This window comes from Pseudophaeobacter sp. (assembly GCF_048267565.1).
In the GTDB taxonomy this organism is placed as follows: Bacteria; Pseudomonadota; Alphaproteobacteria; order Rhodobacterales; family Rhodobacteraceae; genus Pseudophaeobacter; species Pseudophaeobacter profundi.
On the sequence record NZ_JBLWXG010000009.1, the window covers coordinates 138,178 to 164,124 of the forward strand.

Sequence of the window (25,947 nt, forward strand, 5' to 3'; positions counted from 1 at the left end):
GCTCTCCTTCAGAACTGATAGCGGCGCATGCGCGACTGAATACCAAACAGGTACAGACACACGCCAATCAGGATGATGGCAAACATTGCGGATGCAATGGTTGACCCCATATGCGGATCCCCTAGTTGCAGCTGAAAGCCAAAGAAGGTGCGATACATGAATGTGCCTAGAATATCAGTTGAGAAATCCGGTCCGGCCAGTGCGCCCTGCGCCGCGTAGATCAGATCAAACGCATTGAAATTGGCAACAAAGGTCAGGATTGAAATAATCCCGATCGAGGGCAGGATCAGTGGCAGCTTGATCTTCCAGAAGGCTGCAAGTCCGGTGATGCCGTCCACTTCTGCCGCCTCTAGAATTTCATCAGGAATCGATAGAAGTGCCGCATAGATCAGCATCATCGGGATGCCAACGAACTGCCAGACCGACACCAGCGACAGGGTGGTCAGCGCATAAGCCTCTTTACCAAGCCAGGGCGCATAAAGCGATTTCAGGCCAACGGCATCCAGCAGTCCCGGCGCAATGCCCCAGATGGGCGACAGGATGAGCTTCCAGGCGAAACCAACGATAACAAAGCTGAGAATGGTGGGAATGAAGATGGCGGAACGGTAAAAACCGGCAAATCGCAGTTTCGGGTGGCTCAGGATTGCGGCAAGGGCCACGCCAATGGGATTTTGCACCAGCATATGCACCAGGAAGAACCAGAAATTATTTCCTAGCGCGTTCCAGAATTGGGTGGACCAGATCGCATCTCCGAACAGGGTGCGAAAGTTCTGCAAGCCCACAAAAATCCGCGTCTGGTCGACCTCGGTGAACAGTGACAGGCGCAGGGTGTTGAACAGCGGATAGATCATGACGGCGGTGTACACCAGCACCGCAGGGGCCAGAAACACAAGGATATGCCACCTGAATTTGGGTTTTGTCTGTTGTTCAGCCATCAGGACATCCTACCGCGAAAAGAATAACTGGGGGAATGCCGCCCTCAAACGGGGCGGCATCCGGATATCAGGACAGTGGTTTACTGCTGCGGCGCATACCAGCTGGCAAGACCCTCTTGCAGGCGTTTACCTGCCTCTTCCGGGGTTTCAGAGCCTTTGATCACAGCCGCCGATGCGTTCCAGGTGTCATTTTCCAGGTTTGGCGTCCCACGCGACAGGATCTGATAGGTAGAACGGATCGAGCTCTCGCATTCCCCGCGCCAGGAAATGAACTCCTCGGCCAATGGGTCTTCGACCGTGACAGGTGCCGAAGACAGCGGGAAGAAGCCCGGCAGCGCGTTGGCAAAGATGGTCGAAAACTCGGAAGAGGCAACCCAGTTCAGGAAGGTCTTTGCTGCCTCGGGGTTGGGGGTGGCAGCGTTCATGCCGATGCCAATATCGGTGTGATCCGAAATATAGCAGGTGTCGCCGGCCTTCTGAACTGGTGGATAAAACGCCCCCATCTCAAAATCCGCCAGCCCGTTGAAGCCGGAGACCTCCCAAGAGCCGGCAGGATAGATCGCCGCGCGGCCCAGGGTGAAAATGTTCTGGCTGTCAGGATAGGTCTGTGCCTCATAGCCATCTCCCAGATAGGGGGCCCATTTGGCAAGCTGGCGATAGGGCGCGATCCAGGCCTCATCCGTCAGTTTCTGCTCTCCGGCAATCAGGGCCAGGCGGCCTTCTTCGCCTTTCCAGTAGTTCGGGCCGATGTTGTTATAGCCCATGGTGGCGGCTTCCCACTGGTCGTTGGTGCCCATCGCCATCGGGATATAGTTGCCGTCTTCCTTGATTTTTTCCAGAACCGCAAAGAATTCAGCCTCGGTCTTGGGGACCTCTACGCCCACTTCGGCAAAGGCCTCTTTGTTGTAGATAAAGCCGTGGATCACGCTGGCCATCGGCACGCAGTATTGCACGGTCGCGTCGTCGGTGCTCCAGCCTGATTTGGCCACAGACGAGAAATTTGCCATGCCATCCAGATCACTGATCTCTGCAAGGTGGCCTGCCTCATACAGCGCTTGCGAGGCGTCAAAGGGGCGACAGGTGATGATGTCACCGGCAGAGCCGGCGTCCAGTTTGGAATTCAACACCGCGTTGTATTCCGCCGGGGCCGAAGGCGTGAACTTGAGCTTGATTCCCGGGTGCGCCGCCTCAAAGGCCGGGATGATGTCATTCTGCCAGATAGCCAGATCGTCATTGCGCCAGCTTTCGATGGTCAGCGTCACATCCTCGGCAGCCGCCGTACCCGCGATGATCGTCGAGGCCAGCATGGTTGCGATTACAGTCGTCTTTTTCATGATCTTCTCCCTATTATTGTTTGTCTTTCTTATGTATTTTTGTTCTTTTCCAGCGCCTTAAGGCAGGGGGCCAGATGGCCGTCGTGGCGCTGCAGCAGGGTCCGTGCGACAAGGGGGCTGCAGCCCTTTGCGACCAGAATGGCGGCCTTTGGATTGCCCTGCGTCTGCGCTAGGGCGGCCTTGGCCACAGGTGCGGATACATCTGCAATATGGCGCACGATGCCGATGGCGCGCTCAATCAGTTTGGCGTTGTCAGCCACGACATTGACCATCATGCCCTGATAGACATGGCCCAGCTTTATCCCCATCAAAGAGGACATCAGGTTCAGCGCCACCTTCTGCCCGGTTCCAGCCGCGAGCCGGGTTGATCCGGCAATCACCTCCGGCGGTGTTGCAACGCAGATGGGGACATCGGCCATCTCTAGCAGCGGCGTTTCGGGGTTGTTGGCAATGGCGATGACACTGGCGCCGTTCGCTTTACCCGATTTGGCAAGCGCGAGGGCGTAGGGGGTTGTGCCGCTGGCGCTGAGAACGATGACCACATCCCCCGGCATCACGTCGCGCAGGGCGATGTCCGCAGCGCCAGCGTCATCTTCAGTGTCGCCCGGCATCTGCCCCGTCGTTGGGACGCCACCCGCCATATGGATGTGAACACAGTGCGCTGGGATGCCAAAGGTGCCGGGTAATTCACAGGCATCAGCCAGGGCCATCAGCCCGGAACTGCCGGCTGCCGCATAGGTCAGGGACCGGCCAGATCGGATTGCAGCAGCCATGAGCTGTGCGCCGCGATCAATCTCTGCGATCACGGCCTGTACCGCCGTGATAGCCGCTGACTGGGTTTCCAGCAGTGCTGCGGCGGCCAGGGGCACGGATTGCGCATCAATCGCGTCGCTCTGTATCCGTTGCTCGGTCGTTGGTTGCAGCATGAGAATCCCCCTCTCGCCCAATCTAATACCTTTTAGATACCTTTTGTCTACTCCCTATTTCCATAAAGACCAAATACAAGGCCAATCTCACCAAATTTAGCATATTTGGCCTATATTTTCGTTAAGAGGTATTATATAGGTATTGCATGCGTGACTCGAAGCACAAAATTCTGATTGGCGTTGATGGGGGCGGAACCGGATGTCGCGCAGCCATTGGCACTGCTGATGGTGGGGTGCTTGCACGAGCCGAGGGTGGTCGCGCCAATGCTGCGTCCGATTTTGCGCTGGCTGTGAAAAATATTATTGCCACGGTGCGCCTGGCGGCTGAAGGTGCAGGCATTCCGATTGCCGCACTGGAGACTGCGACCGCGCATATCGGCATCGCCGGCGTATTGGGGCCAGAAACTGCCGCACTGGTTGCCGCGGCGCTGCCATTCAAAGACTGCAAGGTAACAGATGACCGGCCAACGGCCGTTACCGGTGCTCTGGGCGCTCAGGATGGGTATCTGCTTTCTGTTGGGACCGGCACAATTGCTGCCGCCAGCCAATCCGGTGTGTTTTCATATGTTGGCGGCTGGGGGTTTCAGGTGTCGGACCAGGCATCCGGCGCTTGGTTGGGCCGTGCCGCCTTGGCGCAGGTCCTGCTGTGCCATGATGGATTGTCCGCTCACACTGATCTGACCCGCAAGATCTTTGCAAGATTTGACAACGATCCAAATGCCATCGTGACCTTCAGTCTGACCGCCAAACCGGGTGATTTTGCCACCTACGCCCCTGATGTTGTGACCTCTGCGCGGGCGGGGGATGTTTGGGGGCGGCGCGTCGTTGACAAGGGCGCCGACTATTTGATGCGCTGCCTTGGTGTGCTTGGTTATCAGCCCGGCGACAGGCTGTGCCTGTCCGGCGGGCTGGGGCCCCACTATGCGGCGTTCTTGCCTGCGCCGGTGGCGTCTGGCCTGATCCGTGCCAAGGGCAGCGCTCTGGATGGTGCTTTTCAACTGGCCAAAGCAAGCCAGGCGACCCTATCGGAGGACGCAAGATGAGCATTGCCACGTTCCTGACGCCGGACAATTGGCTGCAACCGGATGCCGGGCCGCGCTATGTCCAGTTGCGCCAGCGCCTGAAAGAGGGCGTTGATCAGGGTGTTTTGAAAGCTGGCAGCCCCCTGCCCCCTGAACGTGAAATCGCCGCCTTGACAGAGCTGTCACGGGTAACCGTTCGCAAGGCCATCCAGGCCCTGGCGGCAGATGGTATCATTATACAAAAGCAGGGTTCGGGCTCGTTTGTGGCCTCGGATGCGCCACAGATCGAACAGTCCCTGTCGCGGCTGACCTCCTTCAGCGAGGATATGTCGCGACGCGGCATGACCTCTACCAGCACCTGGCTTGAACGCGGCATCTATATGCCCTCGCCGGACGAGGTTCTGACCCTGGCGCTCTCCCCGGACGACTCGGTGGCGCGTATTGCCCGGCTCAGGATCGCTGACGGCAAGCCCATGGCGATTGAACGGGCGTCGCTTTCGACCCGGATGTTGCCAAACCCGCTGCTGGTTGAAACCTCTTTATATGAGGTCTTGGGCGCGGCTGGGTTTAGACCTGTGCGGGCGCTGCAGAAGATTTCTGCCATCAACCTGGAAGAGGACGACGCAGGCTTGCTGCAGGTTGCACCCGGAAAGGCTGGGCTGCGGATTGAACGCACCTCTTATCTGGCGGATGGCCGCACCGTCGAATTCACCCACTCCATCTATCGCGGGGATGCCTACAACTTCGTGGCCGAACTCCGCCTTGCAAAAGAATAGGGTTGCACAGATGAACACTCAGACACAGATGCGCCGGGAAATTCTGGAGATCCCCCGCGCAGTTGACCGGCTGCTGCACCGTGGCGGCGACGATATCCGCAGCGCCGCCGAGGCCATTCGCGCCCGAAATCCCAGCTACATGGTTACGGTCGCGCGTGGGTCGTCCGATCATGTTGCAACCTATCTGAAATACACCTCCGAACTGCTGACAGGCACGCCGATTGCCTCGCTCGGGCCCTCGATTGCCTCGATCTATAATCGTAAATTGAACCTGGCAGGCAGTGTCTGCCTGTCGGTGTCACAATCGGGCAAAAGCCCAGATATAGTGGAAATGGCGCGGATGGCGCAGCAGGGCGGCGCACTATCCATTGCCATGACAAACCACACCGACAGCCCGTTGGCGCAGGTGGCCGATCACTGCTTGAACCTGCATGCCGGGCCTGAAATCAGCGTCGCGGCAACCAAAACATTTGTAAACTCGGCCGTGGCGGGCATTTGGATGCAGGCGGAATGGGCCGAGGACGACGCGCTTCGGGCTGCAATCATGGACCTGCCCAGCAAGTTGGAAAAGGCAGTCAACATCGACTGGCCAGAGGCCCGCGCTGCGCTTGGCGCGCGCAACTCCATTTTTTGTCTGGGCCGCGGGCCCGCCTATGCGATTTCCAATGAGGCGGCGTTAAAATTCAAGGAAACCTGTCAGATCCATGCGGAATCCTATTCCTCAGCCGAGGTTCTGCACGGCCCTGTTTCCATTGTGGACAGCGGCTTTCCAGTGATTGCCTTGGCCGCCGAGGACGAAGCCGAAAGTGCGCTTGCCGGGGTTGCGGATCAAATTGCGGCCAAGGGTGCCACGGTTTTTGTCACCAGTGAAAAGGCAATGCAGGCCAATAGGTTGCCTACGGTCCGCACGGGTCATCCGCTGATCGATCCGATCTGCCTGATTGCCAGTTTTTATGCGATGGTTGAAAGAACAGCCGCTGCGCGGGGCATCAACCCTGATGCGCCAAGGCATCTCAAGAAAGTGACAGAAACGGTATGAATGGCCTTGCCAAAGCCTATGTGGGGGCGCAGATCCACGATGGGGTAGACCTGCACAGCCAACACGCGCTAGTGCGCGCGCAAGATGGCAGCCTGCGCATTCTGCCGCTTCATGGCTTGGCGCCGGACCACCCTGTTGAGCGGCTGAATGGCGGGGTGATCACGCCTGGATTTGTTGATTTGCAGGTCAATGGCGGTGGGGGCGTCATGTTTAATGATGACCAATCGGTCGCGGCCCTGCGCACCATAGCCCAGGCGCATGCCTCTACGGGGACGCAGGCCTTGCTGCCAACCCTGATCACCGACACCCCAGAGCGCACCCGGGCGGCAATCGATGCTGTCGAACAGGCCTTGGCGGAAAAGCTAGAGGGTATCATCGGTATTCACCTGGAAGGGCCGCACTTGTCGGTGGCCCGCAAGGGTGCCCATGATGCACAGCTGATCCGCCCGATGGGCAAAGAGGACCTCGCCTTGATGCTGGGCGCTGCGGATCGGATCCCAAATGTCATGGTGACGGTCGCCCCGGAAAACACCACGCCAGCGCAGATCAAGGCGATGTCAGATGCGGGGATCGTGGTGTCCCTTGGGCATACAGAGGCCGATAGCGCCACCTGCCATGCCGCCTTTGATGCCGGGGCAAAATGCGTCACGCATTTGTTCAACGCCATGAGCCAGCTGGGAAACCGCGAACCAGGTCTGGTTGGCGCCACCCTGGAGCGGGGCGATATCTACGCAGGTTTGATTGCTGACGCCATTCACGTACATCCTGCCGTCATCCGCATTGCGCTGCGTGCAAAACCGCAATCAGACAGGATCTTCTTGGTCACCGATGCCATGGCGACAGCGGGGTCGTCGATTGATCATTTCTTGCTCAACGGCCGAAAGGTCTTTCGCAAGAACCAGCGTCTGACCCTGGAGAATGGTACCCTTGCCGGTGCCGACCTGGTGCTATCCCGTGCGCTCTCGGTTATGGTTGATGATGTGCAGGACGATCACAGACAGGCAGTTTCGCGCGCGACATCGACGCCGGCCTCTTTGCTTCCCAATGGGGCCGGTTTGGGCCGTATCACCGATAGCTCACGCTCTGCGCTGTATTTTGAAACCCCATTTTCAGATCCCGCAGTGCTGGGAGGGCACGACCCGGCGCGCTGAGCGCTAGCCCTGTGCAGACGCGGCTCGTGCAGCCTCTGCGCCTGTGTCCTGTTGTGTGTCGCTTGCGGGAATGAAGCTCACCAAAGGGTGGTCGGTTAGGCGATATCCCATTGATATTGGCTGAACATCACACTGTGTCCGCCGAACATTTCTTTTTGTCGCGACAGACCCACGTTTAGCTCGCGCCCCGCATTGGTGGTGGAGATACCGAAGCTGAACCAGTCACGCTTGGCAAATACCTCTGCCAATAGGTGATGCACCAATAGATCCAGCGCACCTGAATTCCTGCCCTCAGGGGCGGCAGCGATATATTGGGCATGGACCGTGCGCCCACAATCGAACAGGAGCATGCCGGCAAGCATGGAGTCGCCGTCAAACGTGCCAAACAGGCGGATCTGGTCAGGGAAACGTTCTGCCAGCAGGGTCATTTCATCAAGGCTATGGGTTGGGGCGGCATCATGACGTGATCCGAGAACCTCGGTCAGAATGCCCCAGAAACGCGCAAAGTCATAAGCCTCGCGCGCAACCAGGCCTGCTTTGCGTGCTTTCCGGATCCCGTCCTTGCGACCGCCACTGAAGGGCTGGCGGCGTTGAAGTGGGATGGCTGTGCCGAGATCAGCACGTACCTGCCGGGCACCCGCGTTGATCAGCGCATAAAGATCAGCCTCAGAGGGCTGAGTGTGGAATATGTGGGGGCTGGGCTTGTAAATAAGGCTGCGAAGGCCCTGACCCGCCAAATACGTCTGCAGGGCCTCTATAATACCTACTATGGTAGCGGCCGGCAGCCGGGGGGGCACCAGTAGCCCGCCATAGGTCAGCCCGCCGTGCGAAACCAGCGTGTCACCGGCCTGACTGGCTGGCAATAGGGCAATGATCTTGTCGTTATCTTCGATGATCAGGGAATGATCCACGAACCGGTCCGCATGGTAATCCATGAAACCGCGGTCATGCAGGAAGGTTGCGTTGGCCGCCCCTTGCACAAACCTGTTCCAGACCTCGGCATCCGCCGGGGAATAAGGGCGGATCATCGGGGCGGGATTCATCCCTCCACCCATTCTGCATAGCCCACACCGGTACGCCCCATGTCATTACCGTTGTAAAACAGCAGGTTCCGTCCGTCGGTGGTCTTGATGTGGGCCGGATAGCAGGTCATTTCGCTATCCCAGCTTCCGGCAGCTCCGCGTGGCAGTTCTTCGTCATCGGTGCGGGTGAAGGTCACCCCATCCAGTGATGAAAATCGAAAGCTGGCATATTGCTTGGCCCGGGTGTCCGAGGTCGCACGCAGCTCCCATGTGCCGTCAGGACGTTGGTTGGCCCGCGGGCGGCCGATACGATATTCTTGCGAGGCCGGTGAAATGATCGGCTGAGCGGTGCTGTTGTCGAAACGGATGCCGTCCGGGCTGGTCATCGTCCAACAATCATACCGCGGAAAGAGCTTGTCTTCGATCTCCTCCCAGCCCTGCCCGCGCGAAATCCAAGCGCGATATGTCCCGTCAGGCAGCCGGGCGATTGAATGCAGTGCGCCGATGAACGGGCCTTCGGGGCAGCGATCAATGATCGGTGTCTTCTGCACCCTCTCAAAGCTCTTTCCCCTGTCACGGCTTATGGCAACGCCGCTGAAGGCCAGGAACTTGGCCTTCTCAACAAGCTGGAAACCGACATAATAGAGCCTGAGTTCCGTCTCCGAGACCTCCAGGACATCACCCAGGATCAGTCCATTATCGTCAAACATACCGGGCGAACCCAGATCCAGAACTGGTTTCTCGGAGACCGCCTTTACCTGCGACGGGTCGCGCGCATCCAGATCTACCCATCCGATCCGGCTGATACCAGCGTCGTCACGCATGCCGCCAAACAGGCGGATTGTATCTGCATCCCGCTGCCAGGGGCTGGGTGTCATAAACGAATGGCGCGCCCAGTCGTGACTGCCGTCAGGGCAGTAGATCAGCCCTTTTTTTTCCCAGCCCATTTTATGGTTTTATCCTGTAATAGCGATAGGATGACACTCGGGATGGCGCAGCAGGGTTGCCATTCAGGACCAACCCCGGATCGCCAAAACTCTTGTTGACCGCGGAAGCCATGCCGACAACGCAGTCTTCGCCGATAGTGACGTTGTCGGCAAAGGTAGCATTGACCCCGATGAAGCTACGCGCCCCGATGTTACAATAGCCCGAAATCACAACATGAGAGGACAGAAAGCAATGCGCGCCAATCCGGGTTTGGTGGCCGATATGGTTGCCGGACCAGAGCACGCATCCGTCTTCGATGGTCACACCATGCTGAACCACGTTGTTTTCAAAGATAAAGACGTTTTCGCCCAAGCTGGCAGTACGCCAGACCATTGCGCGCGGGCTGATGAAATTGGCGAGGCTGTACCCCTCGGCGCGGGTTTTTTCCATCAGCTCGGCCCGCACCCGGTTCAGTTTGGTCGATGTGATCGCCACATGGGCATGCGTCGAGGCCGGATCAAAATGTTGTGCGGCCTCGTCCAATGCGACAACCGGCAGGCCGAATTTGGGGGTCTCGTCCAGAAACTCCCGGTCGACAGCAAAACCGATGACGGTATAGGGACTGTCCACAGTGAAATACTCATAGGCGATATCGGCAAATTCTCCGGCGCCTACAATAAGCAAATTCTGAGCCATAACTACCTTAACGGGCTGAGTGCGATTTCGTTTCCAGATGGAAACCGGATAAGTTCACAGCAGAACAGAGGCGCGCCTCAAATCCATGCCACGGCACGATTACCACGTTGTCGACTTGCCCACAATTACTGATGCCGGGGGCTAACTGACTTTGTCGAAATGGCCATTCTTGGCACCTGCTGCCAAATTTGTCCGGAGGTGTTGGGTTGCAGGTTCTACACCGCCTCGCAGGAAAAGTCGCCTGAGGGAAAGGCGGCGGCAGCCTCTTCCATCGGAAAGGCAAACTGGCGAACGGCTGAACAGGGCCGCGATATCGGCCCCGCTCAACATGTCGATGGCCTAGTGGTTAGGCTGGCGGCGGCCGAGATATCGGCAGATGATCGCTGAGATAGAGACTTCTTGCTAATTTTCCTCGGCAAAACAGGCAACGGAGAAACCGGCCTTCCGACTTGATATTCGGTCATTATGACGCTATATAACGTCATAGTAGCCGCAAAGGAGGCGCTTCATGCATATCGCAAATTTCGCTGAAGGCGGACAGTTTGAGCCGCGAAAGATCGCGGCAGCGCTGCGCACCTCGGCAGAGGAAATCGCCCTGACGGTCGGTTTGGGCAAGGACGCCCTGCAACGGCGCACGCGCATCAGCTCGGACAAGACACAACGCCGCCTGCGCGAACTGGTCGAGGTGCTCAATAAGGTTGAACCGCGGTTTGGATCAGAACTCATGGCCTATGCCTGGTATCGGTCAGAACCCCTGCCCGGCTTTGATGGCCGAACCGCCATGCAACTCGTGCAGGAAGGCAAAGCACAGCAGGTTCTAGAATATATCGATGCAGTTGACGCCGGTGTCTTTGCCTGATGCCTTTGAAGGACGGCCGCTTTGTTGGGCCGCTTTACCGCGCTCTGAACCCGATTTACGCCCGCGATCCCTTATCGGGCCGCGGCGCAGAGCTGTATGGCGGACGGGTCAATGCCAGGGGGACACCGGCGCTCTATACCGCGCTTGATCCAGCAGGCGCACTGCGCGAAGCCAATCAGGTGGGCAGTTTGCAACCAACGATCCTGGTTTCCTACGCCGCCGACCTTGGCCCGATCTTTGACACCCGCGATCCAAGAGGGCTGGAAAAACACGCTATATCTGATCGCATGCTCGCTGATCCCGCGTGGCGCACCAGAATGATCGGCGGGCAAGATGTGCCCACCCAGGATTTTGCCGCACGCCTGATCCATGGTCGGTTTGCAGGCCTGCTGATCCGGAGTTTCGCAAAAGGTGCGGCGGCAACCGACTTCAACATCGTCCTATGGCGGTGGAGTGGCGCTGGCTGCACTCTCAACGTGGTGGACGATGAGGACCGTTTGTCAAAGATGTAAAGACATCCGGCGCAGGTCAGGTAAGGAATGGGCTTGCAGCATACTACTGATGCGCTCCGCATGGCTGTATTGCGCAAAGGCAGAGCACGGTTTGGGTGCCGCCGCCGAGGGGCAAACGAGGTCGGCCCAGGCTGCCTACCGTTTGCTTTACAAGATACAGGTACGATCAACACGGCTCCCCCGATCAGACCACATGACATTCAAAATGAGACAACCTGCCCCCTCAGGTCCCTTCAAGGCCTTCGAGTTCTGACATCAGCCAAATTCGGAAGGTCTCTATAAGAGAGCCCGCAGTATTCCGCCCGGCCCCGCAGATGAATTTGTAGGAGATTTCCGGTTCGACCGAGTTTTCGGACACAATACAGACACGCCCTCGCTCAACGTCCTCAGAAATCAGCGCCCGGTCGGCCAGCCCAACGCCTTGTCCGGATCGGACCGCCGCCAGAATGGTGTGCTGATCATCAAAAATCAGGTTGGAATTGGCAGAGGCCGCGCCAAGGCCCGTGCCATCCAGCCATGCCTGCCACTCAGCCAGATCTCTGTAATGCAACCGTGGCACCTGTGGGTCTTCCAGCAACTGCACCGGATCACGCACGGTTTGCAGCAACTCAGGACTACATACCGGGACCTGACGTTCGCGGAATACTTCTATCGCGTGACACCCCGCAGGCGGCTCAAGGCAATACTTGATCTGGATATCCCCTGCGCCGGGCGGTGGCGCGTCGACCTCAAGATTGGTGAGATGAAGTTGAACACCGGGGTTTTGCTCCAGAAATCCTGCCACTCTTGGGGCAATCACCTTCATGGCAAAGAACGGACCAACACGCACCCGCAACACCCGGTCCTTGCGGTCGCGGCGAATTAGGGCGGTGCTTTCTGCAATTTTGTCAAAGCTGCGTTCACAGACCTCCTGCAGCACCTTGCCTTCTTCTGTCAGGGAAACTCCTTTTGCACCGCGTAGAAACACGGAGACACCGAGGCCCTCCTCCAATTGTCTCACCTGATGGCTCACGGCCCCCTGACTGACGGCCAGTTCGTCAGCGGCGCGGGTAAAGCTGCCGTGAAATGCAACCGCTTCGAATGCCCGAAGGGCCTTAAGATTGGGCAGTTGGCGCCGCTGCGGTCTGGCGAGCGCCATAACATTAGTTTTTTTCATACCATGAATACTTCTTTTGCATTGTCTGCAAACCTCCTTTGCTCCTAGTTCGTAGGCAGTACGAACATGGTGACGCTATATCACCGAACGTTCCAAAAAACTAATACATTGCCCAGATCAGCCCCCCGCTGTGGGCCCAACAGGTGAGATAAGAAAACATGACATCCCTTGCCCTCTTCAGACTGCCCTGCGCAGTTATTGTGACTGCCAGCCTTGCGCTGCCCGCTGCGGCCGAGACCCTGCGGATCGGCACAGAAGGTGCCTACGCACCGTTCAATTTCGTGACTGAAGACGGCTCTCTCAAAGGGTTCGACGTGGACATCGGCAATGCCCTGTGCGCGCAAATGCAGGTCGAGTGTGAATGGAGCGCTCACGAATGGGGCGGTATCATCCCCGCACTCAACGCGAAGAAATTTGATGTCATGGTGGCCTCCATGGCCATCACCGAGAAGCGACAGGAAAAGGTCCGTTTTTCCTCGCCTTATTATTTCAACGCCATGCGCTTTGCTGCGCTGAAAGAACTGGAACTGGACACTGCCACCCCTGCCAGCCTTGAGGGAATGGTGATCGGCACACAGTCGGGATCGGTTGCTGTGACTGTTCTGCAGGAGTATTTCCCGGAGAGTGAAATCAAGCTTTATCCGAAGCTGGGCGAAGCCTTCCTTGATATGGAAAGCGGTCGACTGGATCTGGTTCTGGAAAGCAAATTCTCCATTGGGGACTGGATGGCGAAGGGCACCGATTGCTGCGCTTTCGTGGGCGAAGATTTCCTGATGGACGGCACCATCGGCGCGGGCATTGCTATGCGGCTGGAGGACGAAAACCTGCAAACACGCATTGACGACGCTCTGGCCGCGATCATCGCCAACGGTACCTACGACGACATTCGCGCCAAATACTTTGAATTCGACATCCGCTCGCAACCCCGGATTGTCAGCGACCTATTCAAAGGCTGAACAGAAAGGCCTCAGTCGTCATAGTAAAATAACCGGCGACGGGGCCTGAAATTTCCCCCATCTGGATGACCCCATGGAATTACTTTCCCTTCTGACCCCCGGTCCCACCGGTTGGGGGGACGAACTTCTTATTGGTCTCGGCATGACCCTCGGGCTGGCTCTGGCAACCTTTCCGGTCTCGATCATGTTGTCGTTCCTGATTCACCGGGCGCGCAACTCGCGGAGGCGACCGGTGCGGTATCTGGCGCAGATGCATGTGTCGGTTTTCAAAAGCCTGCCCGAGATACTGACACTGCTGATCATCTACTATCAATCGCAGGTCGTGATCAGCTGGGTAGCGGAATATGCCGGGTTCGACAGCACGCTGTCGATCAGCCCCTTTCTGGCCGGTCTGATCGCACTGAGCCTGGTCATCAGCGCCTATGGCAGCGAAGTGGTGCGTGGCGCCCTTCAGGCCATTGGTAAAGGTCAGGTCGAGGCGGCTCAGGCGCTTGGGCTGTCAGGGTTCCATTGCTTCTGGAAGGTCATCCTGCCTCAGTTCTGGCGCCATGCCCTGCCTGGCCTTGGCAATCTCTGGGTGATCCTACTGAAGGACACCTCGCTGGTATCCGTGATCGCGCTTAGCGACCTGACCCATGTGGCAGCCCTGGCCATCAACACCACCCGAGAGCCGTTCTTCTTCTATCTTGTGATTGCCGCCATCTATATTAGCCTGGTGATCCTTTCGTCCTGGATCCAGAAACGGCTTGAGAGACGTGCCACGCGCGGCGTTGTTGCCGGAGGGCGCGCCCATGCTTGATCTTTGGCTCGATTACAAAGACTTGTGGCTTTCGGGGCTCAAGGTCACTGCCAGCCTGACCCTCCTTGCCATCCTGCTGGGATTTGTGCTGGCCCTTCCCATCGGCGTCGCGCGTGCGCGCAACCGGGGCCTCAGCGGGGTTCTGGCCTACGGCTATGTGAATTTTTTCCGGGGCATGCCGCTGCTGGTGCTGCTGTTTCTGGTCTACTATGGCGCCGGCGAGTTCAGCCGGGACCTGCGGTCGCTTGGCCTTTGGTGGTTCTTCCGGGACGCCTACTACTGCGGCCTGCTGGCGCTCGTCCTGAACACCGCCGCCTATCAGGCAGAAATCATTCGCGGCAGTCTAAACGGTATTCCCAGTTCCATCAGGGAAGCCAATGCGGCGCTGAACCTGACGCGTTGGACGGCCTTCCGCCGCGTTCTGTTTCCGATTGCCATCGCCCGCGCTCTTCCCGGGCTTGGCAATGAATTCATCCTGCTGCTCAAAGCCACCTCTCTGCTGGCCATCATCACTATCTTTGATCTGATGGGACAAGCCCGTTTCATCTTCTCCGAAACCTTTGATCTGCGTGCCTATTACGTTGCCGCCCTGCATTACCTTGTGCTGGTGCTGGTGCTGGAATGGTTCTTGCGCCGGATCGAAAGCCGCAACGCCTGGGCGGCCTGACCCCCCAGAGAAAGGACATGTACTATGGCCACCCCCCTCGCCATATCCATTCAAGCCCTTGATAAACATTACGGCTCCTTCCATGCGTTGAAGGATGTGACCCTGACCGTCGCAAAGGGCGAACGGATCGTCATTTGCGGCCCATCTGGGTCCGGGAAATCCACTCTGATCCGGTGCATCAACGGGCTTGAGGATCACCAATCCGGCAGTCTCACGGTTGACGGCGTCACCCTTACGGACGACGCCGCAGTGCTGCGCCAGGTCCGGGCCAGGGCGGGCATGGTCTTCCAGCATTTCAACCTGTACCCGCACCTCTCAGTGCTCGACAACTGCACGCTTTCGCCGACCTGCACGCTTCGCCTCGACAAGGCGACAGCAAGACGGCAGGCGATGGAGCTGTTGTCGCGGGTGGGCATGGCTGATCATGCAGGGAAGTTCCCGTCGCAGCTTTCCGGTGGTCAGCAGCAGCGCGCCGCCATTGCGCGCAGCCTATGCATGATGCCTGACATCATGCTCTTCGACGAACCAACCTCGGCGCTGGATCCGGAATCGATTGGCGAGGTTCTGGACGTCATGACCGATCTTGCCCGCGACGGGATGACAATGGTCTGCGTCACGCACGAGATGGGATTTGCCCGCAAGGCAGCTGATCGCATCGTTTTCATGGATGCCGGCCAGATCGTGGAGGTCAACACACCCGAGACCTTTTTCGCAGCCCCGGAAACCGACCGAGCGCGCGCATTCATCAACCAGGTGATCGGCCACTAAGAACCGGTCCAACTGTATTCTTAGCCGGGCCACCGCCCGGCGCACTTCCCCTTTTGGTACAAAGGACGATAGACATGAGCTTCCGTGTCGCCGTTATAGAATTCATAAACGAAAGCAACACCTTCACGGTCATGCGTACGGGTATGCACGATTTTCATGCCAGCCATTATTTCAAGGGCGACGAAATCCTTGCAAAGTTCAAGGGCACCGGGTCCGAGGTTGGCGGTTGCATCGACGTCGCCGAGGATCGCGGCTGGACCCCTGTCTTCATCACCGCAGCCCATGCTGAACCCGGTGGCATCGTGACCGAGGCCGCGCGCAGGGAAATCACCACAGAATGCTTGCGTCGCCTGCAGGAGCATGGCCCCTTTGACGGCCTATTCGTGGCGCTGCACGGCGCTATGGTCACGGAAACCGATCAGGATGGCGACAGCCAGTTTCTGCGCGAGATCCGATCGGTTGTCGGACCCGAGGTGCCGCTGGCCGTCACCCTGGACCTGCACGCCAATATCTTTGATGAGATGGCCGACCTGGCACAGATTGCCGTCTCCTTCCGCACCTATCCGCATGTGGACATGCATGAAGCGGGCTATGAAGCGGCAGACCTGCTGCACAGGGCCATGACCGGGGACATAACCCCCAGATTGACCATGACACGCCCTGCCATGCTGCTAGGCTGCGATGACGGGCGCACCACCGAAGATGGACCAATGTGCCGCCTGCTGGAAAACGCTGCTGAAGAAATGAAGGCACCGGGGGTCCTGAATGTGGCGATCAATGCCGGGTTTACGGATGCAGACGTCTGGGCCGCCGGGCCAAGCGTTCTGGTCACCCATGACACCGCCAAGGTCGACAGCGCAACCGCTGCCGGGATCGGCACCCGTATCTGTGACCAGATCTGGGCCTTTCGCGACGAATGGAAGCTGCCAGTTTCCCTGCCTGAATGCATAACCCAGGTCCAAGGCCTTTTGCAGCAAAAACCGGCACCGCAAGGTCCGGTTGTCGTGGCCGATTATGCTGACAATCCTGGCGCCGGTTCCTACAGTGACTGCACCGCGATGATCGCGGCCCTGCTGGAGGCAGGGATCTCCAATGCGGCAGCTGGCGCGCTGTGGGATCCTGCGGCGGCAACGATATTGGCCGAGGCCGGTGTCGGAGCCCGGGTCACGCTCAGCATCGGGGGGAAATGCGACCCTTCGGTCGGCGGCGGCCCGCTTGAACTCACCGGGGAAGTGCGCGCCATCAGCGACGGTGCCTTCACGTTCGAAGGGCCGATGTTCACCGGGTTGCCCGGCTCAACCGGGTTGAGCGTGTGTTTTCGGGTCGAAGGGATCGACATCATGATCGTCACGGACCGCATGCAGATGCTGGACCAGAATATCTTTCGCCTGATCGGTATCGAACCGGCAAGCAAATCGGTCCTCGCCGTGAAGTCGATGCAGCATTTCAAGGGCGCCTTTGCTCCCATCGCCTCGGCAATCATCACCGCCGACGCAGGCGGGCTTTGTACCCCGGATGTCAGCAAGCGCAGCTACAGCCGCCTGCGCCGCCCGGTTTTTCCTCTGGAGACGGTTCATGCCTGAAATTCATGACATCGCAATCATTGGCGGCGGTATCGCCGGAGCTTCTCTCGCCTATTTTCTGGAGGGTCGGCGTTCCGTTATCCTGCTGGAACAGGAGCAGGCCTTTGGCTATCATTCCACCGGGCGTTCAGCTGCGGAATTCACGCGACGGTTTCACTCCAAGATTGCAGGACAGCTAACCACCGCCAGCACAGGCTTCATGATGTCCCCGCCTGATGGCTTTGCCGAGACCGCTCTGCTGCGTCTGCGCGGCAACCTGGTGATTGCCGATCACGACAAGGCCGCACAGCTGCGCAGTATCTGCGCTGCAGAGCTCGCCACAGCACCTGAGGGCGCCAGCCCGATTCAGGCGCTCACAACAGAGCAAGCCCTGGAAAAGGTCCCCTTTCTTGATCCGGACTGGTTGGGCGCCGCCTTCTACGATCCTGATTGCTGGGATGTGGAGGTCGAGACCCTGTTGCAGGGGTTCATGAAGGGGGCCCGCAAACAGGGCGGGCAGACCCTGCGTGAGGCCCGTGTCACTGCAGCCCGACGAGACGGTGACCACTGGGTTCTCGACACCACCGCAGGCGACATCCGGGCACGGACCGTCGTCAATGCGGCCGGTGGCTGGGCCGCTGAAATCGCAGCTCTGTTCGGGCTGCCGGACTATGGATTGCAACCCCTGCGCCGCACCGCCATCAGCGTGAAAACACCCGGCCACGATTTGACCCACCTGCCCGAAGTCACTGAGCTGGAGGATAGTTTCTATTTCAAACCTGATGCCGGGCAGCTCATGGTCAGTCCCGCGGATGAGACACCCGTCGCAGCACATGACGCCTGGCCGGAAGAGTTGGACATCGCCTTTGCTGCGCACTACCTCTCTGAATGCACCACGCTTGATATCTCGCATGTGGCGCACAGCTGGGCCGGGTTGCGCACCTTCGCACCGGACCGGGTTCCCCTGATCGGATATGACAACACCGCAGAAGGTGTGTTCTGGCTCGCCGGTCTTGGGGGCTTTGGCATACAGACCTCTCCTGCGGTGGGCCAACTGGCTGCAGCCCTCCTCACCCACACACCGCTGCCCCACCCCATGCGTGGAAGTGCTTTCAATTCGGAACAGGTCTCACCCGAACGTTTCCGCCAGTCGGGATAGGGCCATTTCACAGTGCAGCATCAAGCAGTTGAACGCCGCAGCGCAGCTTTCTGAAGGCCGGAGACCTGCATTGCCGGACAATGCCGTCACTTTTGCCAGAAGACTGAGCAACTGCAAATGACAGAAACTACAACGGATTGGTTGCCCGCCTCGGGTAGCTTGACGGGACCTGAACCTTAGGCTTCAGGCTTTATGGGGGCAATATCCACCGCCGGACCTCGCAAAATGCGGATCAACCCCTGAATGGTCGTATCGGCATTTAGATCACCAAACCGCTGCAGATAGGCTAGGGTGTCCTCCAGCAGGCACACCTTTTGCAGCAACAGGAACGCATGATACTGCTCCGGTTGCCGGGCAATACTGTCAAGAAATTCAACATGCGCTTCGCTGTCATAGAGCGGAGGAAGCACGATATCGCCCTCCTCTTCATGGCCTGATATGCCGCAGGCATCCGCACGGCGGGCGAGATCTTCCAGCGCTTGCCTGTACCGGCCGATAGGCACGAGCCCTTCGGCAATGAATGCTTGTGAATCGGACATCATTTTTTCCGCAGATTTCACCTCTGCTGACGCCGCCTGCTCAATGTTGCGCCAATAGGTTTTCAACGCTTCTGATCAGTTCATCGCTATCCGCGCTAGTGCGGAATTGATCATAGAGAGCCTGTGCCACGTCCCGATCATGTTCCGCATTCAGACCTAGAAGAATATGCTCGGCCAAGAACAGGCCCGCATTACCCCAACCGGATATGGCAGCATTTAACAGGTAGACGGTGCCAACATAGGGGTTTTTTGCGGTTCCTTCACCTCGAAGCAACTTGATCCCATAATTTGTCATCGCGATGGGGTAGCCCTGCTCTGCAGCGCGCTTGTACAGGCTTGTGACCAGTTCAGGGTTATTCTGAAAGTAGTGGCAGTGCTGTTTCCCGTAAAGCCACGCAAGAGAGGTATTCGCAGTTGCATTTCCCAAAGAGGCAGCCGCTTCCAGTTTGCCATGTGCAACGTCATTGCCTTCGCAAGCACTCTCTGAGAGTCCATTGGAAAACTGTCGCTGTTCTTGGAATTCAAAGATTTCAATCCCTGGATGTACCAGGTTGGCACTGTCAGATCTGACGACGGCCCAATAGATATCGCTCTTGCTCGTACCAGCCCAGGCGGCGAAAGGCGCGTTGAGAAAAGTAAGAAGCAAAATCAAATTCCTGAACATCTTTGAATTCCTATTTGATGTATACATGGTCCGCGCCGTTCAAGCTGTACCCGCTGATAGGGTGTTAGCAGAGCATGCTATATAATTAGTGGTTCACTTGTGAACTTGGAAATACATTGTCGTGGCGCCTTCCAGAATGCCCCGGCCTATTCTGCGGCCTCAGCGCATTGTGACAGCCTTTGAATTCCGTCCCGGTCCGCCAGTATGTAAAACCCTTGATGATCTCCATTCACCGAAAAGGTTCTCTCCTCGCTCGTTTGTGGATCCGTGTAGGAAATCGCCAAGATGAAGCTCAAAGGGCCGCTCAACGGGCCAAAAAAGGCTTTGGGGTGGAAGATGCCAGTTGCCTCATGCCGATCCACATGCACCCGTGTTTCATTCTTGGCGGACGCGCCGAAGAGCTCAATACCTTCCATCATCCCGCAGGCCAATGCATACCGGCCATCAAGCCGGGATAGATCGAAGTCATCGGCGAAATGCGGGAGCAAATGTGTCATCCCCTCGCAAAGCTCATCAGCGTCTTGCGATGACGGGAATCCGCAACGGTTCTCTTCCCCCGCGTAGGCGGTTTGCAAAAAGCCAAGAATAGCAAGACAGGTTAGTAGGGCGGTCTTCAATTTTAGCATCCTCTGGAAACGTGACTATTGGGGTAAATGCCTGGGCCTGTGCCCCATTAATATGTACTTTGAGATACTAACCTTGCATAGTTGCGTCCTGCAATTCCTCACCACATGGCGAAATGGTGGCACGTTTTGGCAATATTATCCGGTCTTGAACTGTCTGGGTAGCAGGATGCAAAGAGTTTACTGTCCTTAAAACAGGAAGGTTTCCGTGGCTTGTAGAAACCAGAACGCAGATTCAGCGACAAAACAGGAATTGGAAAGTGACATCCGGTTGCTCGCCCGCCTGGCGGAACAATTGCCCTCGCAGTCCGTCATTGCACGCCTGTCTGAAAGCGATATTCAAGACAACATTCCGCTATATCTCGATGAGATCGAAGCCGCCCTCCAATGCACGGCAACCGAGTATGTGTCCGAAATTACGAAGCAAGTGATCACCCTCCTGCGGAAAGCGGCCGAAGCCGGTGATATCAGGCAAGGTGTCGGCAATGCCTTTTCAGCGCTGCATGAAGCCCGGTCAGAACTGCATCGCCTGAATAACGAAAGGTGAACGCCTTGTGTCCTGCCGCATGCGTACCTTCTGCGCCAAAAGCGAAGCAACCTGATGCGGCATCGCGCAGCCGTGGTTGAGACCTGTGCGGCGACTTGGGCCAGACACGTCTTGACCCCATATGAAGCAAAGTCAATCATCGCGGCGACTTGTTGGAGGCGGTGAAGCGTGAATGAATTGGTGGTACAAGGCGGTAATTTGCAAAGGCAAGCCGCAAGCGGGCGTGTTATTTCTGCGCAGGGCTCTCAATACCTCAGCTTCAACGCCTTCCCAGGCGGGGCAATGCTCGTGACCTCGTCTATTGAGGTCAATGAACCGACCGAGATTTGCTTTCCCCACGATGAAAGTGGCCAGCATGTCTCTGCCCAGTATTTTTTGTCGGGCGAGGCCAGCATCGTCATGGGAAACGGGCAGCGGCAGCATTGGACGCAAGACGGAACATCCGTGATCCGCAGTGACACGCCCGGTTTTCGGCTGATCGTGGAGCCAGGACAGGTCCTGCGTCATGTTTGTGTGGCAATGTATCGTCATGACCTGAATGGCCGCCTGGATGAAACATCTAGTCCGCAGCTTGCGCGATTGATGGCTTCTGATGCGACGGTTGACCTTGCTGTGCCGGTTCCTACGGATATGCTGGCGCGCAGCACCGCGCAGCGGCTGTATCAGCTGCGTGCGGCGACAGGGCTGGGCAGCGTCAGGGCAGAAGGTCTGGCCATCAGCTTTCTGTCCGAGGTGTTGTCCGGCTATGCACACTTGGCTCTGGACGACGCCGATACTCGCAGCGTTTTGCCATGGCAGGCCCACAGGGTACGGCAGCTCAAGGCTGCCATCGATGCCGATCCCGGCCAATGCTTTGCCGAAGGTGAAATGCTGGAGCGGTTCGCAATGGGCGATCAGATGGCGCGGCGGGTGTTTCAGATGGAGTTTGGAACCACACTTTCAGCATACACACGCACCGCGCGCCTGACCAAAGCACAGGCAGCACTGCGCGACGGCACCACTTCGGTCAAACAAATCGGCTTTGCCTGTGGCTATGCTCATATTGGCAATTTCACCCGCGCCTATAAGCAGCACTTTGGGGAAACCCCTTCGGACACGCGCGCAGGCGCCACGCGGACGCCCTAGCTCCCCTCGCGACACAAAGAATTATCATTTTTGAAAAAGAATTATCATAAGAGGCCCAGCCTCTTGCCAGGGCCTTGATCTCTTTGCAGAAATTTGGCGTCTGAGAACCCGGGGTGCGGGCCGTGCCCCCAAGATGCTGATGGCAGGATAATCCGGGGGGCCGCCCCCTTCAGCGCAGACAGCAGGCCGATTTGACGCGACACCGGATGGATCGTGGTTGGATTGGTGTGGGTTCGCTGGACTGACATCAATGTGACCATGGCAGATATCCGACAATTATGGATGAACTTGTGATGGCTGGACTTTTGATGCGGACACTTTTGGCGGGCGGCGCTGGCAGCGACAAAGCCAACATGAGTGCCGGTAAACGCAATCTCTGTCTTGGATACATTGCCGTCATCTGCGCGACCCTGCTTGCCCTTACACCGCCCGCAGCGGCCTTTGATGCGCCATCGCGTATCGACCGGAGTTTGAACCTGAATTCCCAATGCGGGCTGGTCGCCTTCGTCCAGGATGTGAATGGGGGGTTGGCGTCTGTACGCGTTAGACCGCTTGGCGGTGGTGCTGTACAAACCCAAGCGGCAGGTGGGGCATCTTATTTCAACGGAGGTGTAAGCACCACTTTTTCGGCGATAACGGCTGCAAATCTGGAAGCACACTGCAGTCTTAAGGATGTCGCTGGCCTTGTTCAGCAAGGCGCCGCAGGAACCTATGCCGCCCATGGCTATATGGGGGTTTCCTTTGACGCAACACGGACCAGCGACGGTGATCGCTATGCCTACCGCGCCGAAATCAGCGGGGTAACGGGAACCACGGCTTCAGTGGGTCAGACCCTTGTCAATACGGCACCAACGGTGTCACTCGGCAGCCTCAGCGGTCCAGACGGCAGCGGCAAATATACCGTGGTCGCCACCCTGTCTGAAAGCAGCTCTGATTTCACATCCAGCAGCCTGACATTGACAAACGCCACCGCGACAGTGTCCGGCAGCGGCAGCAGTTTCTCCATTGTTCTGACCCCATTGATGGATGGGGAGGTCAGTGTGTCCGTCCCAAAGGAGGGCTTTACCGACAGCGGAGGGCTGGGAAATTGGGTCGCCTCTAATGAAGTGGCATTTTCAGCTGACATCACCGCGCCTACGGTCAGTATCGGCGCCTTCACCGGTCCGCTGAACGGGGCGCAGTCGGCGGTGATCACCCTCTCGGAGGCCAGCACCGATTTCACCCTTGCCGACCTCACCCTGACCAATGCCAATGCCACGCTGTCCGGGTCGGGCACCAGCTACACCGCCGTGCTGACGCCACTGGCGGACGGATCGGTGGCGCTGTCGGTGGCGGCGGGCACCTTCAGCGATGCCGCCGGGAACATGAACGCCGCTGCGTCAAACGAAGTCACCACGACCTACGATGGCACCGCGCCAGTAATACGCCCCATTGGCGATATCTCTTTCGAAGCCGATCCATCCGGAACCCGGCGGATTGGCTTCTCCACAATTGTTGATGACAATGTTGACAGCGGCATAGCCCCCATCTTTTCGCTGAATAGTGTTGTGATCACCTCCCCCTATGACTTCCCGATTGGGGCGAACCTGATCAAGATCAACGCGACGGATTCGGCGGGAAATCAGGCTGTCGAGGAAGAGTTCACCATCACAATTACGCCGGGCGCCGTGCCGGACAGCCCTGTACTGACGACAACAGTCATCAATACAAACCGCTCCATGACAATTGGTGGTACGGCTGAGGCAGACGGGACGGTTCGTATCACATTTCCCGACGCAAGCGTGCAAACAGTCACAGCGACAGGCGGCACATTTTCTGTCACCTCAGCAGCGGACATGACTGGTGGGACCGTATCTGTCACCGTAGAAAACAGCCTGGGCTATGTGTCACCGGTTGCAACGGTTGACTTGTTTCCAGATTATGATGCCCCCACCATCAGCATCGGCGCCTTCACTGGCCCGCTGAACGGGGCGCAATCGGCAGCGATCACCCTCTCGGAGGCCAGCACCGATTTCACCCTTGCCGACCTCACCCTGACCAATGCCAGTGCCACGCTGTCTGGATCGGGCACCAGCTACACGGCGGTGCTGACACCACTGGCGGACGGGTCAGTGACCCTATCGGTGGCGGCGGGCACCTTCAGCGATGCGGCGGGGAATGTGAACGCGACGGCATCGAATGAGGTGACCACAGCATATGACGCCACCGCCCCCACCATCAGCATCGCCCCCTTCACTGGCCCGCTGAACGGGGCGCAATCGGCAGAGATCACCCTCTCGGAGGCCAGCACCGATTTCACCCTTGCCGACCTTAGCCTGACAAATGCCAGTGCCACGCTGTCCGGGTCGGGCACCAGCTACACCGCCGTGCTGACGCCACTGGCGGACGGATCGGTGGCGCTGTCGGTGGCGGCGGGCACCTTCAGCGATGCGGCGGGGAATGTGAACGCGACGGCATCGAACGAGGTGACCACAGCATATGACGCCACCGCCCCCACCATCAGCATCGGCGCCTTCACTGGCCCGCTGAACGGGGTGCAATCGGCAGAGATCACCCTCTCGGAGGCCAGCACCGATTTCACCCTTGCCGACCTTAGCCTGACCAATGCCAGTGCCACGCTGTCCGGGTCGGGCACCAGCTACACCGCCGTGCTGACGCCACTGGCGGACGGATCGGTGGCGCTGTCGGTGGCGGCGGGCAGCTTCCGCGATGCGGCGGGAAATGTGAACGCGGCGGCATCGAACGAGGTCACCACGACATATGACGCCACCGCGCCATCGGTCAGTATCTCGTCATCCAGCACAACTTTTGTCGGAGCAGCCTCAATTGAGATTGCGATCACCTTTTCCGAAAACGTGATCGGTTTTGCCGCAAGCGACATTTCCGTTGCCAATGGCACGGTCACGAATCTTTCAGGAAGCGGTGCGGACTATCTCGCCACGGTCACGACAACTGGCAAAGGGGATACCGAGATATCGATTCCCGCTGCCGTCGCAACAGATGTGGCTGACAATTCCAACACGGCGTCGAACACCTTGTCCATTTCCAACGCCGTTGTTGAGAAAACGCAAAAGGTCATCGCGCAGTTCATTCAATCGCGGGCGACGCAGCTGATCGCCAGCCAGCCGAACCTCACCGGGTTTCTCTCTGGCAGCAACACCGGTGCCATGAACCTGGCCGTGACACGTGGCAGAGGTGATTTTGACTTCGCCAGCGCGCCTGGTGCAGACAATGGCATCTGGGCACGATTGACCGGCTCCTGGACACATGAGGATACTAGGAATACCCGCTATACCTTCGGCGTCATCGGGAGCCACGTCAAATTGTCTCCCAATCTGCTGATAGGCGGCATGATTGAATTCGACTTTCTGAGCCAGGAGGACGGCGCCAGCCGCATTGATGGCCATGGCTGGCTGATCGGTCCATATTTCGTGGCGCGCAGCCCGGCCCATCCGTTGTTCTTTGAGGGGATGCTTCTTTATGGGCAGACGAAGAACGATATCTCGCCGTTTGGGACCTATTCAGACAGATTTGAGACGCAACGGCTGCTCGCACAGTTCAAGGTGACCGGAGAAATCGATCAGGGTCGGACAACATGGATGCCTTCTGTTCAGCTGTCCTACACAACCGATACGCAGAAGGCCTACACCGATGGGCTTGGCAACCTCATTCCAGAGCAGGGTTTTGAATTGACCCAGGCCGAACTTGGCCTTGATGTCCGCCACCAGGTCCGCCTGCCAAGACGCAGCGGCACATTGGAACTGACCGGCGGCCTCGCCTTTGTCGGCTCATCTACCAAAGGGTCGGGGAACGCGGCTCTGGTTGTGCCGGAGTACGAGGGGGGGCGTGGCAAGTTAAAGGCGGGGGCGAATTACACACTACCCAATAGAGCGGTTTTGACGGTGGACGCATTCTATGACGGTATCGGCACCGCAGTTTATGAAAGCTTTGGGGTGCAGTTCGGGTTCAATCTGACGTTCTGAACGCCCCATTTCCACAGGGTCTTGAGGGCTGGCTGACTTTCAGAATATGGCAACTCAGAAACGGGCGGCGAAGCGTCTGTTGTTAGGAGAAACTGACACGGCTTTCGGCCGATGCGAATGCCTGCTTCTCTAATTGGGTGTTTGGGTCAAGCTCGTTTTCCTTCTTTCCTTTGGGTCTTTGTCACTCATCCGGGTCACGC

The 25,947-nt window shown here is 58.0% G+C and carries 25 protein-coding genes; 15 read left to right on the forward strand and 10 right to left on the reverse strand.

From position 1 onward, the window contains the following. Positions 1-8: 8 nt before the first annotated feature. The 3 genes from ACN0VH_RS17145 to ACN0VH_RS17155 all read right to left on the reverse strand — a co-directional run bounded on the left by ACN0VH_RS17145 (position 9) and on the right by ACN0VH_RS17155 (position 3,195). Positions 9-935, reverse strand: a complete 927-nt coding sequence (locus ACN0VH_RS17145) for a carbohydrate ABC transporter permease (protein ID WP_417701491.1) — start codon at positions 933-935, stop codon at positions 9-11. 80 nt (positions 936-1,015) lie between these two features. Further along, the gene (locus tag ACN0VH_RS17150) at positions 1,016-2,269 is read right to left on the reverse strand and encodes an ABC transporter substrate-binding protein (protein ID WP_278923734.1); all 1,254 of its coding nucleotides are present in this window, start codon (positions 2,267-2,269) and stop codon (positions 1,016-1,018) included. A gap of 29 nt (positions 2,270-2,298) precedes the next feature. Next, a complete protein-coding gene (locus ACN0VH_RS17155) occupies positions 2,299-3,195 on the reverse strand; it encodes an N-acetylmuramic acid 6-phosphate etherase (protein ID WP_417701494.1) in 897 nt (298 codons plus the stop codon). Between the two features lie 146 nt (positions 3,196-3,341). Between ACN0VH_RS17155 and ACN0VH_RS17160 the strand changes: the two genes are divergently transcribed. The 4 genes from ACN0VH_RS17160 to nagA are packed head-to-tail and all read left to right on the forward strand — an operon-like array spanning position 3,342 to position 7,183. Next, entirely contained in the window at positions 3,342-4,238 is an 897-nt protein-coding gene (locus tag ACN0VH_RS17160) for a glucosamine kinase nucleotide-binding domain-containing protein (protein ID WP_417701496.1), read from the forward strand. Next, positions 4,235-4,993, forward strand: a complete 759-nt coding sequence (locus tag ACN0VH_RS17165) for a GntR family transcriptional regulator (protein ID WP_278923731.1) — start codon at positions 4,235-4,237, stop codon at positions 4,991-4,993. Before ACN0VH_RS17160 ends, ACN0VH_RS17165 begins: the two co-directional genes overlap by 4 nt. 10 nt (positions 4,994-5,003) lie before the next feature. Then, positions 5,004-6,032 (forward strand): SIS domain-containing protein, encoded by a 1,029-nt coding sequence (locus ACN0VH_RS17170; RefSeq protein WP_417701498.1) that lies wholly within the window; start codon positions 5,004-5,006, stop codon positions 6,030-6,032. Beyond that, complete coding sequence (nagA, locus tag ACN0VH_RS17175) at positions 6,029-7,183, forward strand: N-acetylglucosamine-6-phosphate deacetylase (RefSeq protein ID WP_417701500.1); 1,155 nt, start codon at positions 6,029-6,031, stop codon at positions 7,181-7,183. The genes ACN0VH_RS17170 and nagA overlap by 4 nt, the downstream gene beginning before the upstream one ends. Before the next feature lie 95 nt (positions 7,184-7,278). On the opposite strand, the gene ACN0VH_RS17180 is transcribed toward nagA, so the two are convergent. From ACN0VH_RS17180 to ACN0VH_RS17190, 3 genes are read right to left on the reverse strand one after another with little or no spacing between them, the layout of a single operon-like run. After that, the gene (locus tag ACN0VH_RS17180; RefSeq protein WP_417701502.1) at positions 7,279-8,226 is read right to left on the reverse strand and encodes a GNAT family N-acetyltransferase; all 948 of its coding nucleotides are present in this window, start codon (positions 8,224-8,226) and stop codon (positions 7,279-7,281) included. Further along, positions 8,223-9,152: a hypothetical protein gene (locus tag ACN0VH_RS17185; protein WP_417701504.1), complete on the reverse strand. Its 930-nt coding sequence runs from the start codon at positions 9,150-9,152 to the stop codon at positions 8,223-8,225. Before ACN0VH_RS17185 ends, ACN0VH_RS17180 begins: the two co-directional genes overlap by 4 nt. A 1-nt stretch (position 9,153) precedes the next feature. Next, the gene (locus ACN0VH_RS17190) at positions 9,154-9,828 is read right to left on the reverse strand and encodes an acetyltransferase (protein ID WP_278923726.1); all 675 of its coding nucleotides are present in this window, start codon (positions 9,826-9,828) and stop codon (positions 9,154-9,156) included. Positions 9,829-10,336: 508 nt separating this feature from the next. Between ACN0VH_RS17190 and ACN0VH_RS17195 the strand changes: the two genes are divergently transcribed. Further along, complete coding sequence (locus ACN0VH_RS17195) at positions 10,337-10,687, forward strand: MbcA/ParS/Xre antitoxin family protein (protein ID WP_232405386.1); 351 nt, start codon at positions 10,337-10,339, stop codon at positions 10,685-10,687. Beyond that, positions 10,687-11,199 (forward strand): RES family NAD+ phosphorylase, encoded by a 513-nt coding sequence (locus ACN0VH_RS17200; protein WP_278923725.1) that lies wholly within the window; start codon positions 10,687-10,689, stop codon positions 11,197-11,199. Before ACN0VH_RS17195 ends, ACN0VH_RS17200 begins: the two co-directional genes overlap by 1 nt. Positions 11,200-11,422: 223 nt before the next feature. Here ACN0VH_RS17200 and ACN0VH_RS17205 read toward each other — a convergent pair whose 3' ends face one another. Continuing rightward, a complete protein-coding gene (locus ACN0VH_RS17205; protein WP_417701507.1) occupies positions 11,423-12,355 on the reverse strand; it encodes a LysR family transcriptional regulator in 933 nt (310 codons plus the stop codon). A gap of 158 nt (positions 12,356-12,513) precedes the next feature. On the opposite strand from ACN0VH_RS17205, the gene ACN0VH_RS17210 reads away from it, so the two are divergent. From ACN0VH_RS17210 to ACN0VH_RS17235, 6 genes are all read left to right on the forward strand, one after another. Then, positions 12,514-13,311: a transporter substrate-binding domain-containing protein gene (locus ACN0VH_RS17210; protein ID WP_417701509.1), complete on the forward strand. Its 798-nt coding sequence runs from the start codon at positions 12,514-12,516 to the stop codon at positions 13,309-13,311. A gap of 73 nt (positions 13,312-13,384) precedes the next feature. Beyond that, entirely contained in the window at positions 13,385-14,110 is a 726-nt protein-coding gene (locus ACN0VH_RS17215; protein WP_278923722.1) for an ABC transporter permease, read from the forward strand. Beyond that, positions 14,103-14,777 carry an ABC transporter permease subunit gene (locus ACN0VH_RS17220; protein WP_278923721.1) on the forward strand — a complete coding sequence of 225 codons (675 nt, stop codon included), beginning with the start codon at positions 14,103-14,105 and terminating at the stop codon, positions 14,775-14,777. The genes ACN0VH_RS17215 and ACN0VH_RS17220 overlap by 8 nt, the downstream gene beginning before the upstream one ends. A gap of 24 nt (positions 14,778-14,801) precedes the next feature. Next, complete coding sequence (locus ACN0VH_RS17225; RefSeq protein WP_278923720.1) at positions 14,802-15,545, forward strand: amino acid ABC transporter ATP-binding protein; 744 nt, start codon at positions 14,802-14,804, stop codon at positions 15,543-15,545. Between the two features lie 74 nt (positions 15,546-15,619). Further along, on the forward strand, positions 15,620-17,128 hold the full coding sequence (locus ACN0VH_RS17230; protein ID WP_417701512.1) for a M81 family metallopeptidase: 1,509 nt from the start codon (positions 15,620-15,622) through the stop codon (positions 17,126-17,128). Beyond that, positions 17,121-18,266 carry an NAD(P)/FAD-dependent oxidoreductase gene (locus tag ACN0VH_RS17235; RefSeq protein WP_417701513.1) on the forward strand — a complete coding sequence of 382 codons (1,146 nt, stop codon included), beginning with the start codon at positions 17,121-17,123 and terminating at the stop codon, positions 18,264-18,266. The genes ACN0VH_RS17230 and ACN0VH_RS17235 overlap by 8 nt, the downstream gene beginning before the upstream one ends. Positions 18,267-18,442: 176 nt before the next feature. Here ACN0VH_RS17235 and ACN0VH_RS17240 read toward each other — a convergent pair whose 3' ends face one another. From ACN0VH_RS17240 to ACN0VH_RS17250, 3 genes are all read right to left on the reverse strand, one after another. Further along, a complete protein-coding gene (locus tag ACN0VH_RS17240) occupies positions 18,443-18,871 on the reverse strand; it encodes a hypothetical protein (protein ID WP_278923717.1) in 429 nt (142 codons plus the stop codon). Beyond that, positions 18,846-19,469 carry a tetratricopeptide repeat protein gene (locus ACN0VH_RS17245; RefSeq protein ID WP_278923716.1) on the reverse strand — a complete coding sequence of 208 codons (624 nt, stop codon included), beginning with the start codon at positions 19,467-19,469 and terminating at the stop codon, positions 18,846-18,848. The genes ACN0VH_RS17240 and ACN0VH_RS17245 overlap by 26 nt, the downstream gene beginning before the upstream one ends. Before the next feature lie 146 nt (positions 19,470-19,615). Beyond that, entirely contained in the window at positions 19,616-20,086 is a 471-nt protein-coding gene (locus ACN0VH_RS17250; RefSeq protein ID WP_417701516.1) for a hypothetical protein, read from the reverse strand. A gap of 214 nt (positions 20,087-20,300) precedes the next feature. On the opposite strand from ACN0VH_RS17250, the gene ACN0VH_RS17255 reads away from it, so the two are divergent. The 3 genes from ACN0VH_RS17255 (at position 20,301) to ACN0VH_RS17265 (ending at position 25,747) form a co-directional block, all read left to right on the forward strand. After that, a complete protein-coding gene (locus ACN0VH_RS17255; RefSeq protein ID WP_417701518.1) occupies positions 20,301-20,639 on the forward strand; it encodes a hypothetical protein in 339 nt (112 codons plus the stop codon). 282 nt (positions 20,640-20,921) lie between these two features. Continuing rightward, positions 20,922-21,764 carry an AraC family transcriptional regulator gene (locus tag ACN0VH_RS17260; protein WP_417701520.1) on the forward strand — a complete coding sequence of 281 codons (843 nt, stop codon included), beginning with the start codon at positions 20,922-20,924 and terminating at the stop codon, positions 21,762-21,764. A gap of 293 nt (positions 21,765-22,057) precedes the next feature. Next, a complete protein-coding gene (locus ACN0VH_RS17265; protein ID WP_417701522.1) occupies positions 22,058-25,747 on the forward strand; it encodes an Ig-like domain-containing protein in 3,690 nt (1,229 codons plus the stop codon). The last annotated feature ends 200 nt before the right edge of the window (positions 25,748-25,947 follow it).

Coding starts and splice junctions, on each gene's coding strand:
- ACN0VH_RS17155 (WP_417701494.1), bottom strand. CDS start 3,195: ATGCTGCAACCAACGACCGAGCAACGGATACAGAGCGACGCGATTGAT.
- nagA (WP_417701500.1), top strand. CDS start 6,029: ATGAATGGCCTTGCCAAAGCCTATGTGGGGGCGCAGATCCACGATGGG.
- ACN0VH_RS17230 (WP_417701512.1), top strand. CDS start 15,620: ATGAGCTTCCGTGTCGCCGTTATAGAATTCATAAACGAAAGCAACACC.
- ACN0VH_RS17160 (WP_417701496.1), top strand. CDS start 3,342: ATGCGTGACTCGAAGCACAAAATTCTGATTGGCGTTGATGGGGGCGGA.
- ACN0VH_RS17165 (WP_278923731.1), top strand. CDS start 4,235: ATGAGCATTGCCACGTTCCTGACGCCGGACAATTGGCTGCAACCGGAT.
- ACN0VH_RS17220 (WP_278923721.1), top strand. CDS start 14,103: ATGCTTGATCTTTGGCTCGATTACAAAGACTTGTGGCTTTCGGGGCTC.
- ACN0VH_RS17205 (WP_417701507.1), bottom strand. CDS start 12,355: ATGAAAAAAACTAATGTTATGGCGCTCGCCAGACCGCAGCGGCGCCAA.
- ACN0VH_RS17210 (WP_417701509.1), top strand. CDS start 12,514: ATGACATCCCTTGCCCTCTTCAGACTGCCCTGCGCAGTTATTGTGACT.
- ACN0VH_RS17245 (WP_278923716.1), bottom strand. CDS start 19,469: ATGTTCAGGAATTTGATTTTGCTTCTTACTTTTCTCAACGCGCCTTTC.
- ACN0VH_RS17185 (WP_417701504.1), bottom strand. CDS start 9,152: ATGGGCTGGGAAAAAAAAGGGCTGATCTACTGCCCTGACGGCAGTCAC.
- ACN0VH_RS17225 (WP_278923720.1), top strand. CDS start 14,802: ATGGCCACCCCCCTCGCCATATCCATTCAAGCCCTTGATAAACATTAC.
- ACN0VH_RS17170 (WP_417701498.1), top strand. CDS start 5,004: ATGAACACTCAGACACAGATGCGCCGGGAAATTCTGGAGATCCCCCGC.
- ACN0VH_RS17180 (WP_417701502.1), bottom strand. CDS start 8,226: ATGAATCCCGCCCCGATGATCCGCCCTTATTCCCCGGCGGATGCCGAG.
- ACN0VH_RS17150 (WP_278923734.1), bottom strand. CDS start 2,269: ATGAAAAAGACGACTGTAATCGCAACCATGCTGGCCTCGACGATCATC.
- ACN0VH_RS17235 (WP_417701513.1), top strand. CDS start 17,121: ATGCCTGAAATTCATGACATCGCAATCATTGGCGGCGGTATCGCCGGA.
- ACN0VH_RS17145 (WP_417701491.1), bottom strand. CDS start 935: ATGGCTGAACAACAGACAAAACCCAAATTCAGGTGGCATATCCTTGTG.
- ACN0VH_RS17200 (WP_278923725.1), top strand. CDS start 10,687: ATGCCTTTGAAGGACGGCCGCTTTGTTGGGCCGCTTTACCGCGCTCTG.
- ACN0VH_RS17190 (WP_278923726.1), bottom strand. CDS start 9,828: ATGGCTCAGAATTTGCTTATTGTAGGCGCCGGAGAATTTGCCGATATC.
- ACN0VH_RS17265 (WP_417701522.1), top strand. CDS start 22,058: ATGGCTGGACTTTTGATGCGGACACTTTTGGCGGGCGGCGCTGGCAGC.
- ACN0VH_RS17260 (WP_417701520.1), top strand. CDS start 20,922: ATGCTCGTGACCTCGTCTATTGAGGTCAATGAACCGACCGAGATTTGC.
- ACN0VH_RS17195 (WP_232405386.1), top strand. CDS start 10,337: ATGCATATCGCAAATTTCGCTGAAGGCGGACAGTTTGAGCCGCGAAAG.
- ACN0VH_RS17215 (WP_278923722.1), top strand. CDS start 13,385: ATGGAATTACTTTCCCTTCTGACCCCCGGTCCCACCGGTTGGGGGGAC.